This is a genomic window from Saccharothrix sp. NPDC042600 (assembly GCF_040647305.1).
GTDB lineage: Bacteria > Actinomycetota > Actinomycetes > Mycobacteriales > Pseudonocardiaceae > Actinosynnema > Actinosynnema mutabilis.
The window spans coordinates 17,034-32,402 of sequence record NZ_JBEZBW010000093.1 but is presented as its reverse complement, the minus strand read 5'-3'; the positions used below and the strand labels follow the sequence as shown (position 1 = coordinate 32,402).

General features: G+C 73.3%; 13 protein-coding genes. 8 read left to right on the top strand and 5 right to left on the bottom strand.

Annotation, left to right across the window (positions count from 1 at the left end):
* Positions 1–561: 561 nt before the first annotated feature.
* Together AB0A74_RS34580 and AB0A74_RS34575 are read right to left on the bottom strand one after the other, a co-directional pair.
* On the bottom strand, positions 562–2,067 hold the full coding sequence (locus AB0A74_RS34580; protein ID WP_358256220.1) for a proline-rich domain-containing protein: 1,506 nt from the start codon (positions 2,065–2,067) through the stop codon (positions 562–564).
* Positions 2,064–2,405 carry a hypothetical protein gene (locus AB0A74_RS34575; RefSeq protein WP_358256218.1) on the bottom strand — a complete coding sequence of 114 codons (342 nt, stop codon included), beginning with the start codon at positions 2,403–2,405 and terminating at the stop codon, positions 2,064–2,066. The genes AB0A74_RS34580 and AB0A74_RS34575 overlap by 4 nt, the downstream gene beginning before the upstream one ends.
* A 152-nt stretch (positions 2,406–2,557) precedes the next feature.
* Between AB0A74_RS34575 and AB0A74_RS34570 the strand changes: the two genes are divergently transcribed.
* The 4 genes from AB0A74_RS34570 (at position 2,558) to AB0A74_RS34555 (ending at position 7,084) form a co-directional block, all read left to right on the top strand.
* The gene (locus AB0A74_RS34570) at positions 2,558–3,331 is read left to right on the top strand and encodes a Sir2 family NAD-dependent protein deacetylase (RefSeq protein WP_358256216.1); all 774 of its coding nucleotides are present in this window, start codon (positions 2,558–2,560) and stop codon (positions 3,329–3,331) included.
* Positions 3,332–3,392: 61 nt separating this feature from the next.
* A complete protein-coding gene (locus AB0A74_RS34565; RefSeq protein WP_358256215.1) occupies positions 3,393–3,947 on the top strand; it encodes a carbonic anhydrase family protein in 555 nt (184 codons plus the stop codon).
* A 166-nt stretch (positions 3,948–4,113) separates the two neighbouring features.
* Complete coding sequence (locus AB0A74_RS34560; RefSeq protein ID WP_358256213.1) at positions 4,114–5,643, top strand: AMP-binding protein; 1,530 nt, start codon at positions 4,114–4,116, stop codon at positions 5,641–5,643.
* A 175-nt stretch (positions 5,644–5,818) separates the two neighbouring features.
* A complete protein-coding gene (locus tag AB0A74_RS34555; RefSeq protein ID WP_358256222.1) occupies positions 5,819–7,084 on the top strand; it encodes an NlpC/P60 family protein in 1,266 nt (421 codons plus the stop codon).
* A gap of 53 nt (positions 7,085–7,137) precedes the next feature.
* Here AB0A74_RS34555 and AB0A74_RS34550 read toward each other — a convergent pair whose 3' ends face one another.
* The 3 genes from AB0A74_RS34550 to AB0A74_RS34540 all read right to left on the bottom strand — a co-directional run bounded on the left by AB0A74_RS34550 (position 7,138) and on the right by AB0A74_RS34540 (position 11,488).
* Positions 7,138–8,172, bottom strand: a complete 1,035-nt coding sequence (locus tag AB0A74_RS34550; RefSeq protein WP_358256211.1) for an LCP family protein — start codon at positions 8,170–8,172, stop codon at positions 7,138–7,140.
* Positions 8,169–8,672, bottom strand: coding sequence for a SigE family RNA polymerase sigma factor (locus tag AB0A74_RS34545; protein ID WP_343939415.1), 504 nt, complete (start codon positions 8,670–8,672; stop codon positions 8,169–8,171). Before AB0A74_RS34545 ends, AB0A74_RS34550 begins: the two co-directional genes overlap by 4 nt.
* Positions 8,673–8,752: 80 nt before the next feature.
* A complete protein-coding gene (locus AB0A74_RS34540; RefSeq protein WP_358256209.1) occupies positions 8,753–11,488 on the bottom strand; it encodes a BTAD domain-containing putative transcriptional regulator in 2,736 nt (911 codons plus the stop codon).
* Positions 11,489–11,722: 234 nt separating this feature from the next.
* On the opposite strand from AB0A74_RS34540, the gene AB0A74_RS34535 reads away from it, so the two are divergent.
* From AB0A74_RS34535 to AB0A74_RS34520, 4 genes are all read left to right on the top strand, one after another.
* Positions 11,723–12,265, top strand: coding sequence for a molybdenum cofactor guanylyltransferase (locus tag AB0A74_RS34535; protein ID WP_358256208.1), 543 nt, complete (start codon positions 11,723–11,725; stop codon positions 12,263–12,265).
* 74 nt (positions 12,266–12,339) lie between these two features.
* Complete coding sequence (locus tag AB0A74_RS34530) at positions 12,340–13,371, top strand: AAA family ATPase (protein WP_343939420.1); 1,032 nt, start codon at positions 12,340–12,342, stop codon at positions 13,369–13,371.
* Between the two features lie 59 nt (positions 13,372–13,430).
* On the top strand, positions 13,431–14,312 hold the full coding sequence (locus AB0A74_RS34525; RefSeq protein WP_343939552.1) for a DUF58 domain-containing protein: 882 nt from the start codon (positions 13,431–13,433) through the stop codon (positions 14,310–14,312).
* Positions 14,312–15,277: a VWA domain-containing protein gene (locus AB0A74_RS34520; RefSeq protein ID WP_358256206.1), complete on the top strand. Its 966-nt coding sequence runs from the start codon at positions 14,312–14,314 to the stop codon at positions 15,275–15,277. Before AB0A74_RS34525 ends, AB0A74_RS34520 begins: the two co-directional genes overlap by 1 nt.
* Positions 15,278–15,369 lie beyond the last annotated feature (92 nt).

Here is a 15,369-nt window from a genome sequence, read left to right as displayed (position 1 = left end):
AAATTTTTAGCGGCACCCGGCCAAAAGTGTGGTTGGCTCCGCCAGGCCATACGGGGAGGACGGAAAAGCCCCCGCTTTTCGCTTTTCCTCCCCGGAGGCCTGCCCGCCGGCGAGGCGCTTTTGATCTTGAGAGCGCGCAGCGCGACTAGGAGCGCGAAGCGCGTTGCGTGACCAGCGAAGCGAAGCGAGCCAAAAGAAGCGCTCGCCGCGCGGCAGGCCCCCGGAGGGGAAGAGCGTCGGTCTCCCTCCGCACGGCCTGCCAGAGGCAACCACAGATTCCCGGGGTTGTCCAAAAAACTTTTGCTCGTTCCTCGCAAAACTTTTTCAGGCCAACCCCGGGAATCTGTGGTTGGGCTGCGCCCAGGCCGTACGGAGGGAGACCGAGGCCCTTCCCGTGGCTAAATAGCCCAAAGGAAACCACGCGCCTGCGGCGCGAAGGGCACGTCGGTGGTGTGAAGAGCGCGTCGGTGGCGTGAAGAGCGTTTTGGTGGCGTGGGAGGTGAGTCCGCGCGTGAAGAAGCCCCCGCCGGCCGGAGCCGAGCGGGGGCCTCTTGGCAGCGCTTACTTGACCAGCTTGAGCAGCTCGTCGATGTCCTTCGGCTGCAGGCCGCGCATCAGGGTCAGCACGACCTCGCTGTACGTCCGGATCGGGCTGACGTACCACTTGCCGTCCACCTCGACCGCCACCACGCCGAGGCCGTCCTTGAGCACCTGCGCGCCGACGCGGGAGATCACGTCCACCGCGGCCGGTGGCACGTCGCGGCCACCCTGCTGCTCCACCAGCTGCGCGATCTCGTCCGCGCAGATCTTCTGGGTCTTCTCGCCCTCGGCCTTGGCGGTGTAGCAGTCGCCGTCGCGGGAGATCTCGCCGCGCTTGCCCTTGACGTCGAGGACCAGCTTCTTGATGGTCAGCTGCTTGCCGCCGGTGACGTCCTTCGAGTCCGTCTCCAGCTCCACCAGCTTCGCGCCGCTGTCGCCCACGCGACCGGCCTGGTCGAGCAGCACCGGGCCCAGGTCCTGGATGACGCCCATCTCGTCCGGCGGGAGCAGGGCGATGACGCCCTCCAGGTCACCGGCCAGCGCCTTCTCCACGATCTGCTTCGCCGCGCCCTCGGCGCTGTCGGCGCCCGCCGCCTTGATGCCCTGCGCCGGCCACTTGAGGTCCTCGTCCTCCAAGTAGGCGTTGGCGATCGTGTAGAACAGCGACGGGTACCAGTCGTCGCCGACCTTGATCGTCGCGATGCCGATCGGCTTGCCCTTGCGCTTCTCCTTCTCCTTGGCGAAGTCGAGCGTCTCGGTCTCGGGCTCCTGGTCCAGCTTCGCGCCCAGCGCCTTGACCAGCTTGTCGGTCAGCGGGATCTGCTTGACGTCCGAGGTCACCGTGATCTTGCCCTCGACCACCTTGTTGATGGTCAGGCGGTCGTTGACCTTCTCGGCGGCGGCGTCGTCGAACTTGATGCCCTCGCTCTTGATCTGGACGCCGCTGATCTTCTGCGGGTCCGCGTCCTTCTTCAGGATCTCCAGCCGCTTGGCCTCGTCGACCGTGGCCTCGGTGTAGTCCTTGCTCAGCTTGGCCTCGGCGGGCGCCAGGCCGTTCATGATGCCCAGGACGTCACCGCTGCCCAGCGCGCTGAGCAGGTTGGTCGCCGCGGTGGTCGGGGTCTCCGAACCCGCCGCCACGTCGGAGCTGCGCAGCGCCTGCACCGTGAAGAACGTGCCCGCGGCCAGGGCGATCACGGCGACGACCGCCGTGATGATCAGGCCCGTGCGCTTCTTCTTCGGCGGCTCGCCGCCCGCGAAGCCGTAGGGCTGCTGCCCGAACGGCTGCTGCGGCCCGCCGAACCCGGGCTGCTGGCCGTACCCCTGCTGGGGGAAGCCCTGCGGACCGGTCTGCGGGAAGCCCTGCTGGGGCTGCGGGCCGGTCTGCGGGTACCCGCCCTGCTGCCCGAAACCGGGCTGCGGCTGCTGCTGGGGGTAACCGCCCTGCTGGCCGAAGCCGGGCTGCGGCTGGCCGTAGGGGTTGTTCTGCGGTGGCCATTCGCCTCCGCCGCCACCTGGGTAGCTCACGGTGCTCCTCCTGGACTCACGATCACGGTGCGGGATTTCGCGGTGAGCACGGTGATCGCACCCGCGACCCCCAGCAACGCACCACCGAGGGTCACCACCGGTCCGGTCAGGGTGATCCCGACCAGTGCTCCCTCGTTGCCCCCTTGGACGGCGGCAAGGGCCGCCACCGTTCCCGCAATCGTGCCAAAAACCAATCCGACACATGCGGCGAACCGGCGAAGTCGCAGCACCCAAAGCACCACGCAGGACACCGCCAAGGGGGTGATCGCCACCCAGACGCCCCGCACCACCTCGCCCGCCGCCCCGTCCAACCCGGCGAAACCACGGAACGCGAGCACCTCGTAACTGTGCCGCACCACCGTCCCCGACCGCAGCCACGGCAGGAACGTCCCCGCCACCCCTGTGATCAAGCCGACAACCCCGACGACCGCACCCCACGTCCTGCGCACCGGGTCATGCTCGCAAACCGGCGGCGTGCGAGGGTGGGGGCATGGACGCACGGGACGCGATGGCCGCCGCGCGGCGGATCACCGTGCTCACCGGGGCCGGGGTCTCGACCGCGTCGGGCATCCCCGACTTCCGCGGGACGTCCGGGCTGTGGACCCGGTTGGGACGTGAGTACACCCTGGAGAGCTACCTGAACGACCCGTCCGTGCGGCGGGCCGCGTGGCGGTTCCGGGTCGAGCACCCCCTCTGGGCGGCGTCGCCCAACGCGGCGCACCGGGCGATAGCGCAGTTGCAGCGCGTCGGGCGGTTGCGGACGCTGCTCACCCAGAACGTCGACGGCCTCCACCAGCGGGCCGGGTCGTCGGCCGTGGTCGAGCTGCACGGGTCGATGCTCGGAACCGTGTGCGCGGACTGCGGCGCGCTGGGCTCGATGGCGGACGCGGTGGCGCGGGTGCGCGCGGGGGAGGAGGACCCGGACTGCACCACGTGCGGCGGGACGTTGAAGTCCACCGCGGTGGCGTTCGGCGAGCCCCTGGACCCCGACGTGCTGCGGGTGGCGCGGGTGGCCGCGTTGGACTGCGACCTCATGCTGGTGGTCGGGACGTCGTTGACGGTGGAGCCGGCGGCCGGGCTGGTCGGGCTGGCGGCGCAGGCCGGCGCGGTCGTGGTGATCTGCAACGACGAGCCGACCCCTTATGACGGCGTCGCGGCGGCGCTCGTGCGCGGGCCGGTGGAGGAGACCGTGCCGGAGTTGGTGGCCGTGCCCGTGGTGGACTCGGGCCCGGTGCGGACGTGGGGCGACCCGAGCACCTGGTGATCACCCGACGGTGATCGTCTTTCACCCTCCTGGGAAGCCCGGGAGCTGGGACGATGTGCTCATGGGGGAGCAACAGTCACCGATCAACGTGCGCCGGGCCGTGAAGGCCGCGGTCGATTTCGAGGTGGGCTGGCACGAGGGCCGGTTCGAGGTCGAGCGGGCGGCCCACGGCCACCGCCTGCGGCCCGTGGACAGGCACTGGGTCAAGCTCGACGGCGAGCGCTTCGAGCTGGCCAACGTCCACTTCCACCGGCCCAGCGAGCACTGGGTGAGCGGGCGGCGGTTCGACGCGGAGCTGCACGCGGTCCACGTGCGCGCCGACGACGGGCTGCGGGTCGTGGCCGTGGCCGTCCTGCTGAACCTGGGCGAGCGGGACGGAGCGCAGGCGGCCGAACCGCCGACGACGCTCGACCTGCCCGCGCTGCTCCCGCCCGGCGGGTTCTACCGCTACGAGGGTTCGCTGACCACACCGGACTTCGGCGAGAACGTGAGCTGGGTCGTCATGCGCGACCCGGTCACACCGCGCGATCCGTTGCGCGGCTTCGTCCTCGCGCACGGCGACCAGGCCCGCGACCCGCAGCCGCTGCACCGCCGGTTCGTGTTGGCCTCCGGCTGAGCCGGTGGTTTCGTGCCGGCGTCCGGCTCAGCCGGTGGTTTCGTGCCGGCCTCCGGCTGAGCCGGTGGTTTCGTGCCGGCCTCCGGCTGAGCCGGTGGTTTCGTGCCGGCCTCCGGCTGAACCGGTGAGTAGCCGGGTGTGACGCGGGTCAATAAGGTCCTCCCGTATGCGCGTACCCCTCACAGTCGCCGACTTCCTCCACCGCGCCGAGCACGTCCACGCCGACACCACCGCCACTGTCGACGAACCCGACCAGCCCGCCGCTCCCGTCCCCACCACGACCTACCGCGAGTTCGCCCGCCGGGTCCGCGCCTGGCAGGCCGGGTTGGACGCGCTGGGCGTGGGGGAGGGCGAGCGCGTCGCCGTCGTCAGCCACAACTCCGCCCGCCTGCTCGAACTCCTGCACGCCGTCCCCGCGAGCGGCCGGATCTGCGTGCCGGTCAACTTCCGGCTCCGGCCCGACGAGGTGTCCTACATCGTCGAGCACAGCGGCGCGTCCGTGCTGCTCGTGGACCCCGAGCTGGACCTGGACGCGGCCACCGCCCGCCACCGCTTCACCCTCGGCGAGGAGACCGAAGGGCTCCTGCGCTTCGACACCGAGCCGCGCCCGTGGTCCGAGCCGGACGAGGACGCCACCGCCACGATCAACTACACGTCCGGCACGACGGCCCGGCCCAAGGGCGTCCAGATGACGCACCGCAACATCTGGCTCAACGCCGTCACCTTCGCCATGCACACCCGCGCGTGGGAGCGGGACGTCTACCTGCACGTCCTGCCGATGTTCCACTGCAACGGCTGGGGCATGCCGTTCGGGCTGGCGGGCCTGGGCGTGCCGCAGGTGGTGCTGCGCAAGGTGGACGGCGCGGAGATCCTGCGGCGCGTCCGCGACCACGGCGTCACCCTGATGTGCGGCGCGCCGGCCGTGTGGAACTCCGTGCTGGACGCCGCGCAGGCGTGGGACGGCGAGATCCCCGGCCGCGACAAGGTGCGCATCGTGTGCGCCGGCGCGCCGCCGCCCAGCCGGACCATCGCCCGCGTGGGGGAGGAGCTCGGGTGGGAGTTCCTCCAGCTCTACGGCCTGACCGAGACCTCGCCGCTGCTCACGTTCAACCGGACCCGCCCCGGCGACGACGACCTGCCCGCCGAGGAACGCGCGCGCAAGCTGTCCCGGGCCGGCGCGCCGGGGCTCGGGGTGCGGCTGCGCATCGCCGACAGCGGCGAGGTCATGGCCCGCACCAACAACGTCATGGCCGGCTACTGGGGCAACCCGCGGGCCACCGCCGAGGCGATCGAGGACGGCTGGTTCCACACCGGTGACGGCGGCACGCTCGACGACGAGGGCCACCTGACCATCTCCGACCGCAAGAAGGACGTGATCATCACCGGCGGGGAGAACGTGTCGTCCATCGAGGTCGAGGACGCCCTGTTCAGCCACCCCGCGGTCGCCGAGGCGGCGGTCATCGGCGTGCCGCACGACAAGTGGGGTGAAACGATCAAGGCGCTGGTCGTGCTGGCCGAGGGCGCGCGGGCGAGCGAGGCCGAGCTGATCGCCCACTGCAAGCAGCGGCTCGCCGGGTACAAGGCGCCCACGTCGGTCGAGTTCCGGGACGCGATCCCGCGCACCGCCACCGGCAAGGTGCAGAAGTTCAAGCTGCGCGAGCCGTACTGGGCCGATCTGGAGCGCAAGGTCAACTAGCACACACCACGGGTAAACATCTGTGACCCATGTGGCTGAAGTTCTTGCCGGGTCAATTGGAAACCTTGGTGCTGAAGTGGCACAGTCTCGGAACGTGTCCGCGTGAAGCCATTCGGTGGAACGCGGTTCGGCCGAGCGGGGTGGGGAGGCGGGTGTCGTGACTCGGTGGGTGATCATGATGGCCGCGGCGCTCGTGCTGTTCCCCGCGGTGGCGGCAGCGGTCCCCCCGCCGCCGCCCAACCCCGGTGACGACCAGATCGGCGCGGCCCGGCGCGAGGCCGACGCCAAGGCCGCCCGGGTCGGCGAGCTGACCGGTCAGCTGACCGCCGCCGAGGCGGAGCTGCGCCGCGTCACCGACGACGTCGCGTACAAGATGGAGCTGGCCAACAAGGCCCGCGTGGACCTGGAGGCCGCGCGGGACGAGGCCGCCAAGGCCCGGCAGGCCGCCGACGCCGCCCGCACCGAGGCCGACGCCGCGAGCCAGGCCGTCGAGACCGCGCGCCGCGACCTGGACGAGTTCGCCGCCGCCAGCTACCAGCAGGGCAGCACGGTCGGGTCGCTGTCGGCGTACCTGGGCGCGTCCAGCCCGGAGGACCTCCTGGCCCGCAACCAGCTCCTCGCGGCGGTCGGTGACGCCAACCTCAACGCGTTGGACGACGTGGAGTGGGCGCGTTCGGAGAAGGCGAACAAGGACGCGGCGGCCCGCGCGGCGCTGGAGGTCGCGGACCGGAAGCAGGAGGCGGCCGACCAGGCCAGGCGCGACGCCGACTCCGCCCACCAGGCCGCCGCGCAGGCGCAGCAGGGCCAGGCGGCGCGGGCGGCGGCGATCGAGGGCGACAAGGCCCGCGTCGAGAGCGAGTTGAGCCAGGCGCTGGGCGCGGTGCAGAGCCTGGAGGGCCAGCGCGCCCAGTACGACCAGTGGGTCGAGCAGAAGCGCCGCGAGGACGAGGAAGCCGCCCGCCAGGCCGCGTTGGCCGCCAAGCCGAGCGCGCCGGTGAACCAGCCGGTGTCCGCGCCCAGCGGCGGCGGCGTGGAAACCGTTGTGGCGCGGGCGATGTCGCAACTGGGCGTGCGCTACTCGTGGGGCGGCGGCAACTACAACGGGCCGACCGTGGGCGTGCGCGACTGGGGCGTGGGCGACTCGTACGGCGACTACTACACCGTCGGCTTCGACTGCTCGGGGTTGATGATGTACGCGTTCGCCGGTGTGGGCGTGTACCTCCAGCACTACAGCGGCTACCAGTACAACTCGGGCCGCAAGGTGCCGCTGGCGCAGATGCGGCGCGGCGACATGCTGTTCTGGGGTCCGGGCGGCGGCACGCACGTGGCCCTGTACCTGGGCGGCGGCATGATGGTGGAGGCCCCGTACTCGGGCTCGTCGGTCCGCGTGGCCCCCGTCCGCTACGGCGGCATCATGCCGTACGCGGTCCGCCTGCTCTAGAAGACGGCTGTGGCTCGCCACCGGTCGGTGACGAGCCACAGCGGGTTGAGCCGTCAGTCCACGCAGACCGGGCCGCCGCCCGGCGTCGGGGTGGTGCCCGGAGCACCCGCGGGCTGGTCGGCGAAGAACGTGCCGATCATCTCCCGCACCGCCGGCGGATCGGGGCGCACCACCCTGCCCGCCGTCGGGTGGTCCTCGTGCAGCACCGGGATGGTCGTGGTCCGGATCGGCGCGCCGGCGGTCAGGCCGCGGGCGAAGGCGAGCAGGTCCCAGCCCTCGTCGGTCCGCACGCTCGACCGGATCACGCCCAACAGGCCCGTGACCTTGGCGGTGTCGTCCAGGAAGGACCGGTCGAGCAGCCTCGCGCCCAGGCCGGACAGGAACGCCTGCTGCCGGCGCACCCGGTCCAGGTCGCCCATGCGGAGGCCGGAGCGCTGGCGCACGAAGTCCAGCGCGCGCTCGCCGGACACGACCTGCCGCCCGGCCGGGAACTCCGCGCCGGTCTGGACGTCCTTCGTCGCCCCGTTCACGCACACCTCGACCCCGCCGACGGCGTCGGCGAGCTTGGCGAACGCGCTCATCTCCACCACGGCGTGGTGGTCGACCGACACCCCGGTCAGCGCTTCCACGGTCCGCGCCACCGCCTGCGCGCCGGCCTGGACACCGCCCGACTCGTGCGCCTTCGTGTAGACCAGCGTGAGCCGCTCCGGGCCCTGGCCCGGCACCTCGACCCACGAGTCGCGGGGCAGCGACACCACGGCCACCCCGGACGGCGTCACCCGGGCCAGCGCGACGCTGTCGGCGTGCGCCGCCTCGTCCAGGCCGACCAGCAGCACGTTCTGCGGCGCGAGCGGGGTGGTGGCGGTCGAGGACGAGCCGGGGCTCGGGGCGGCGTCGCGGGACACCGTCATCGGCACCACCACCGCCACGGCCGCCGCCGTCACGGTCAGCGCGGCCACCGCGAGCAGCGGTCCCGTCCGGCGGCGGGCCCGGCGGCGGTGCAGTTGGGCCATCACCTCGCGCGCGTCCACCGCCTCGGCGGCCTCGGCCGCGATGGCCTCGCGGATGAGCATCTCCCGATCGGTCACCGAAGCACCTCCACCGGCGTGTTCTCGTTGACGCGCAACGTCTTCAGCGCGCGTGAGATGTGACTGCGCACGGTGCTCTCCGTGCAGCCGAGCACGGCGGCGATCTCCGCGTCCGTGCTGTCCTCGTAGTAGCGCAGGACCAGCGCCGCCCGCTGCCGGCGCGGCAGCACGGCGATCCGCCGCCGCATGGCGTCGCGCTCCGCGTGCCGCGCGGCGTGGTCGGCGACCGGCGGCGCGACCTCCTCCAGGGCGGCGTGCGAGGCGGACACGTCCCGCGCGGCCCGCCGCCGGCGCCACGAGAGGTACTCGTTGGTCACCATGCGCTTGACGTAGAGGTACGGCGCGTCCATCGCCGCGATCCGCGCCCACCGGTCCCGGGCGCGCAGCAGCACGTCCTGCACGATGTCGTTCGCCAGGTGCTTGTCGCACGTCATCGCGGTGGCGTAGCGCAAGAGCCGATCAAGTCGATCGGCGACGAACTCGTCGAACCCGTCGCGCACGTCGCCCCCTTCCGCAGTGTTGTCGTTGGCGCCCGGGAAACCCGGCGGGCACCCCCGCGCGTCCACCGGTGTGACCCGGTTCACTCCCCGAGGGCGGCGCGGACGCGGTCGGCTTCGGCGGTCCGGTGTTGGGCGGTGTGCAGGCGGAGGGCCTCGCGCCACGTGCGGCGGGCCAGGTCGTGCTCGCCCAGGTCGGTCAGGACGTGGCCCAGGCGTTCGAGGGTGTTGGCCTCCTCGTAGGAGTGGCCCAGTTCGCGGAACAGGGCCAGGGCGCGCTCGTAGTGGTCCCGGGAGTCGGCGTGGCGGCCCGTCTGGTGGGCCAGCAGGCCCAGGCTGTCCTGCGTGTTGGCCACCCCCGCCGTGTTGTCCTGCGCGGTGTAGAGGTCCAGCGCCTCGGTCAGCATGGCCTCGGCGCGGTCGGCGTGGCCCAGGTGGGTCGCGTGCCACCCCGCCGCGTTGAGGGCGTCGGCCACGCCCACCTCGTCCTCCAACCGCCGGTACAGCACCAGGGACCGCTCGCTGTGGTTCAGCGCGGCGGCCGGGTCGCCCGAGTCGCACAGGGACCGGGACAGGGCGTAGTGGGTGTGGGCCTGGGCGAGCAGGTCGCCCGCCTGCTCGGACAGCGCCAGCGCCCGGCGCATGTGGTCCAGGGCCTCGTCGATGCGGCCCAGGTCGTTGGCCGCGTAGCCGAGGAGGCGGTGGGCCCGCGTGCGCACGTCGTGGTCGGACAGCGCTTCCGCCGCCGCCGCGCCCGCCTCCCACACGGCGTACTCGTCGGCCAGCAGGCCCTGGCGGAAGTGGTAGTCGTCCAGGGTCCACGCGAACTGCCACACCGCCTTGTGCCACCCGCGCCGTGCCGCTAGCCGCTGCACGGCCAGCAGGGACTGGTGCTCGACCGCGAACCACTCCCACGGGTCCCCGACCGGCGGGTCGGGCACGCACCCGGCGGGCGCGTCGTCCAGCGTGATCGGCACCCGGTACGGCTCGGTGACCCGGGTGAACGCGAACGCCGTGTGCAGGTGGAAGTCGACCAGCCGGCGTTCGGCCGCCTCCGCCTCGGGGCACTCGGCCGCGAGTTCCGCCGCGTACAGGCGCAGCAGGTCGTGCAGCCGGAACCGGTCCGGCGCGTGCTCCTGCACCAGGTGCGCCGCGGTCAGCTCGCGCAGCGCCGCCAGCGCGCGCGGGCGCGGCAGACCGGTCAGCGCGGCGGCGGCGGACAGGCCGATGTCCGGCCCCGGCACCGCGCCCAGCAGCCGGAACACCCGCGCCGTCGGCTCCGGCAGCGCCCGGTAGGACCACGAGAACACCGCGTCCAGACCGGACCCCGGCTCGCCGGTGTCCAACGCGGCCAGGCCGATCGACCGCAGCTCCCGCGCCCACACCGCGAGCGGGAACGTCGGGTGCGCCGCCGCGCGCGCCGCCGTGATCGCCAGCGCCAGCGGCAGGCCCGCGCAGCACGCCACCAGTTCGGCCACCGCGTCCGGCTCGGCCGCCACCCGGTCCGCGCCCAGGTGCCGGGCCAGCAGGTCGCGCGCCTCGGCGTCGCCGAGCACGTCCAGCTCCACGGTGTGCGCGCCGTGCCCGGTCACCAGGCCGGGCAGCCGCCGCCTGCTCGTCACCACCACCGCGCACGTCGGGCTGCCCGGCAGCAGCGGCGCGACCTGCGCCGAGTCGGCCGCGTTGTCCAGCAGGACCAGCAGCCGCCGGCCGGCCACCAGGCTCCGGTACAGCGCGGCCCGCGCGTCCACGTCGGCGGGCACGGCCGAGGCCGCCACGCCCAGCGCCTCCAGGAACCCGCGCAACGCCACCTCGGGCGGCACCGGGTCGCCGGACGGCGCGAAACCACGCAGGTTGACGTGCAGCTGGCCGTCCGGGAACCGCTCCAGGTGCTGGTGCGCCCAGTGCAGCGCGAGCCACGTCTTGCCGATGCCGCCCGCGCCGCCGACCACCGACACCGGCACCCCGTCGCCCACGTCCAACGCCTTGGTCAACCGGGCCAGGTCGTCGCCGCGCCCGGTGAACAGCCGGGGCGCGGCGGGCAGCTGCCGGGGGACGGCGGTCCGGTGCGCGGGCTCCGGCGCGGGCGTCCAGTCCAGCGCCGGGTCGGCGGTGAGCACCTGCCGGTGCAGCTCTCGCAACGCCGGCCCGGGGTCGGCGCCCAGCTCGTCGGCCAGCGTGCGGCGGACGAGTTCGTAGTGGGTCAGCGCGTCGGCCTGCCGCCCCGCCCGGTACAGCGCGGTGAGCAGCTGCGCGGCCAGCCGCTCGTCCAACGGTCGTTCGCCGGCGCGGACCAGCAGCCGGGGCAGCACCTCGTCGTGGCGGCCCGACCGCAGCGCCAGGTCGGCGTGGTCGAGCTCGGCGGCGGTCCGCTCGGTGTTCAGCGCCGAGCGGACGGCCGTCAGCCACTCCGTGTCCAGACCGGTGAACGCCTCACCCCGCCACAGCCCCAGCGCCTCTTCCAGCAGGGCGAACGCCTCGTCGTCGGACCCGGCGGCCCGCGCCGCCGCGGTCAGCCGGCGGAACCGGTGCAGGTCCACCGCGTCCTCGTCGACGGCGAGCAGGTAGCCGCCGGACCGGCGTTCCAGGGTGAAGTCCGGTTCGAGGGCGCGCCGCAGCCGCGCCAGGTAGGTGTGCAGCGTGTTGCGGGCGCGCGGGGACGCCTCCGCCCCCCACACCCGCGACACGAGCACGTCCGCCGGCACCACCCGGTTCGCGTCCACCACCAGCGCCACCAGCACGCACTGCTGACGGGCGTGTCCGACATCCACCGGACGGCCGCGCGACCACGCGCCCACCGAGCCCAAGACCGTGAACACCCAACCCCCTGTCGACCACCGCGACCTGCGGATTCAAGGATCGTTCCACAATCGCGCCATACGCTGCCGACATCCTGTCAACGCGGTCGAACCCGACGGGGAAGGGCGGGGGCGGCGGCACGCGGTCCACGTCCGACCCGGGGGGCACGTGGTTCGGCCGGTCGCGTGGCGGGACCGGGGGGAAGAGGTGTCGTCGGGAACCCGCGTTCCCGACGACACCTGGCCCGGGGTGTGATGATCGAACCCGTGGACGACGCGTGGGACGCCGTGGTGTTGGCCGGCGGGCGGGGCAGTCGGCTCGGCGGGGTGGACAAGGCCGCGGTCGAGGTCGGCGGGCGGACCCTGCTGGACCACGCGCTGGACGCCGTGCGCGGCGCGCGCCGGATCGTGGTCGTGGGGCCGGAGCGACCCGTGCCGGGGGTCGTGTGGACGCGCGAGGAACCGCCCGGCGGGGGACCGGTGGCGGGGCTGGCCGCCGGGATCGCGCTGGTGACCGCGCCGCGCGTGGTGGTGCTGGCCGTGGACCAGCCGGGCGTCACCGCGGCCACCGTGGCCCGGTTGGTGGCGGTGGGGGAGTCCGCGGTGCTGGTCGACCGAGATGGCCGTGAGCAGTGGCTGACCGGGGTCTGGCGCACCGACGACCTGCGCGCCGCCCTGCCGGCGGACCCGCGCGACCGGTCGGTGCGGTCCGTCGTCGCCTCCCTGCTCCCCGTCCGGGTCGCCGGTTCACCCGAAGAGACCAGCGATGTGGACACGCCGGGTGATCTCGGGCGTTAGGACCCCTTCACAAGCGCCACACCGCCGACAGGGAAGACTTGGGGACCGTCGCACAACCCCGTCTAGGAGGACCGTTGTCCGAGCCCGCCGCCGAGGCGCCCAACACGCCGGCTCGTGACGCCCAGTTGCTCGAACGCACCGTGTTCGAGGTCAAGCGGGTGATCGTCGGCCAGGACCGGCTGGTCGAGCGCATGCTCGTCGGCCTGCTGGCCAAGGGGCACCTGCTGCTCGAAGGCGTGCCCGGCGTGGCGAAGACCCTGGCCGTGGAGACGTTCGCCAACGTCGTCGGCGGCTCGTTCTCGCGCGTCCAGTTCACCCCGGACCTGGTGCCCGCCGACATCCTCGGCACCCGCATCTACCGCCAGGGCAGCGAGAGCTTCGACGTCGAACTCGGCCCGGTCGTGGCCAACTTCGTCCTCGCCGACGAGATCAACCGCGCGCCCGCCAAGGTGCAGAGCGCGATGCTGGAGGTCATGGCCGAGCGGCACGTGTCGATCGGCGGCCGGACCTTCCCCATGCCCACCCCGTTCCTGGTGCTGGCCACCCAGAACCCCATCGAGAACGAGGGCGTCTACCCGCTGCCCGAGGCGCAGCGCGACCGCTTCCTGTTCAAGATCCAGGTCGAGTACCCGACCGCGGAGGAGGAGCGGGAGATCGTCTACCGGATGGGCGTCGAGCCGCCGGTCCCGCACCAGGTGCTCAGCCCCGAGGAACTGGTCCGCCTGCAGGGCGTGGCGTCCAAGGTGTTCGTGCACCACGCGCTGGTCGACTACGTGGTGCGGCTGGTCATCGCCACCCGCGCGCCCAAGGAGCACCAGCTCACCGACGTCGCCGGCTGGGTCGCCTACGGCGCCTCGCCGCGCGCCTCGCTGGGCATCATCGCCGCCGCCCGCGCGCTGGCCCTGGTCCGCGGCCGGGACTACGTGCTGCCCCAGGACGTCGTGGACGTGGTGCCGGACGTGCTGCGGCACCGGCTCGTGCTGTCCTACGACGCGCTGGCCGACGGCGTGCCGCTGGACCACATCATCACGCGGGTGCTCCAGACCGTGCCGCTGCCGCAGGTCTCCGCCCGTCCGCAGGCGCCGCAGCCCGCGGGTAGGCCGTGACCTCCGAAGAGCCCTCGGCGCGGCCCGCCTGGGCCCCGCCGGTCCTGCACGGCGGTCGCATGGAGGCCGCGCTGCGCACCCTGGAGCTGGAGGTCCGCCGCCGGCTGGACGGCCTGCTGCAGGGCAACCACCTGGGCCTGGTCCCCGGACCGGGGTCCGAACCCGGCGAGGCCCGGCCCTACCAGCCCGGCGACGACGTGCGCCGGATGGACTGGGCGGTCACCGCGCGCACCACCGTGCCGCACATCCGCGAGACGGTGGCCGACCGCGAGCTGGAGACGTGGGTCGCGATCGACCTGTCCCCGTCGCTGGACTTCGGCACCGCCGTGTGCGAGAAGCGCGACCTGGTCGTGGCCGCCACGGCGGCCGTCGCCCACCTGACCCGCGGCGGCGGCAACCGGATCGGCGCGCTGGTGTCCACCGGCGAGAAGCTGGTCCGCGTGCCGGCCCGGGGCGGGTTGGCGCACGCGCGCGGCCTGATCCGCAAGGTGGCCGAGACGCCCCGCGCGCCCGAGGGCACGCGCGGGTCGCTGGCCGAGCTGGTCGAGCAGCTGCGCCGGCCGCCGCGTCGGCGCGGCCTGGTCGTGGTGATCTCGGACTTCCTGGGCGGCACGGAGTGGCAGCGCCCGCTGCGCGCCCTGTCCGCGCGGCACGACCTGGTGGCCATCGAGGTCGTGGACCCGCGCGACATCGACCTGCCGGAGGTCGGGACCGTCGTGCTGGCCGACCCGGAGACCGGCCGGCAGCGCGAGGTCGTGGCCTCGCCGTTGCTGCGCCGCGAGTTCGCGGCGGCGGCGGCCGAGCACCGCGCGGCGGTGGCGGCGGGCCTGCGCCAGGCCGGCGCCGGGCACCTGGTCCTGCGGACCGACTCGGACTGGATCGCCGACACCGTGCGCTTCGTGGTGGCCCGCAAGCGCCGCTGGTCGGGAGGGGTGGCCTGATGAGCTTCTCGGGTTTCACCGCGCCGTGGTGGTTCCTGCTGCTGATCGCGGTGTTCGCGGTGGCGGCGCTGTACGTGGTGATCCAGCGGGTGATGCGCAAGCGGATGCTGCGCTTCGCCAACCTGTCCATGCTGGAGAAGGTCGCCCCGAAGAAGCAGGGCTGGTGGCGGCACGCGCCGGCGGCGGTGCTGCTGGTGGCGTTCATCCTGCTGACGGTCGCGCTGGCCGGCCCGACCGCCGAGCAGAAGGTGCCGCGCAACCGGGCGACGGTGATGCTGGTGATCGACACGTCGCTGTCGATGAAGGCGACCGACGTCCAGCCGTCGCGGCTGGAGGCGGCGCAGGTGGCGGCGAAGTCGTTCGCGGACGGGCTGACGCCGGGGATCAACCTCGGGCTGATCTCGTTCGCCGGCAGCGCCACGGTGCTGGTCGCCCCGACCACCGACCGCGGCGCGGTGACGCAGAGCATCGACGGGTTGAAGCTGGCGCAGGCCACGGCGACCGGCGACGCGATCGTGGCGGCGTTGGCGGCGATCGACTCGTTCGGCAAGGTCGTGGGCGGGGCCGACGGGCCGCCGCCGGCGCGGATCGTGCTGATGACCGACGGCAAGGAGACCGTCGGCACGCGGCGGGCGTTCGACGCGGCCGAGGACGCCAAGAAGGCCGGCATCCCGATCTCCACCATCTCGTTCGGCACCGAGGACGGCGTGGTCGAGATCGAGGGGCGGCGGCAGGAGGTGCCCGTGGACGACGACTCCATGAAGGAGATCGCCAAGCTGTCCGGGGGCGAGTTCTTCAAGGCCGCCAGCGCCGAGGAGCTGCGGCGGGTCTACGACACGCTGGGCGAGCAGATCGGGTACGAGAAGAAGCAGGCCGACGCCAGCCGGCCGTGGGTGGTCCTCGGGACGCTCGCCGGGCTGGTCGCCGTCGCCGGCGCCCTCCTGCTCGGGCAGCGGTTGCCCTGAGGCCGGGCGCTCCACCCCTTCCAGCCGCCACCCGCCGGTTCGCGCGAACGGGGAACGCTTCGCGCGCGAGCGGGCGGGCTTGGCGGCAGGAT

What these genes read in the sequence shown, in the direction of transcription:
- AB0A74_RS34520 (WP_358256206.1), top strand. Translation starts at nt 14,312, where the DNA reads ATGAGCTTCTCGGGTTTCACCGCGCCGTGGTGGTTCCTGCTGCTGATC.
- AB0A74_RS34560 (WP_358256213.1), top strand. Translation starts at nt 4,114, where the DNA reads ATGCGCGTACCCCTCACAGTCGCCGACTTCCTCCACCGCGCCGAGCAC.
- AB0A74_RS34555 (WP_358256222.1), top strand. Translation starts at nt 5,819, where the DNA reads ATGATGGCCGCGGCGCTCGTGCTGTTCCCCGCGGTGGCGGCAGCGGTC.
- AB0A74_RS34535 (WP_358256208.1), top strand. Translation starts at nt 11,723, where the DNA reads ATGATCGAACCCGTGGACGACGCGTGGGACGCCGTGGTGTTGGCCGGC.
- AB0A74_RS34570 (WP_358256216.1), top strand. Translation starts at nt 2,558, where the DNA reads ATGGACGCACGGGACGCGATGGCCGCCGCGCGGCGGATCACCGTGCTC.
- AB0A74_RS34565 (WP_358256215.1), top strand. Translation starts at nt 3,393, where the DNA reads ATGGGGGAGCAACAGTCACCGATCAACGTGCGCCGGGCCGTGAAGGCC.
- AB0A74_RS34525 (WP_343939552.1), top strand. Translation starts at nt 13,431, where the DNA reads ATGGAGGCCGCGCTGCGCACCCTGGAGCTGGAGGTCCGCCGCCGGCTG.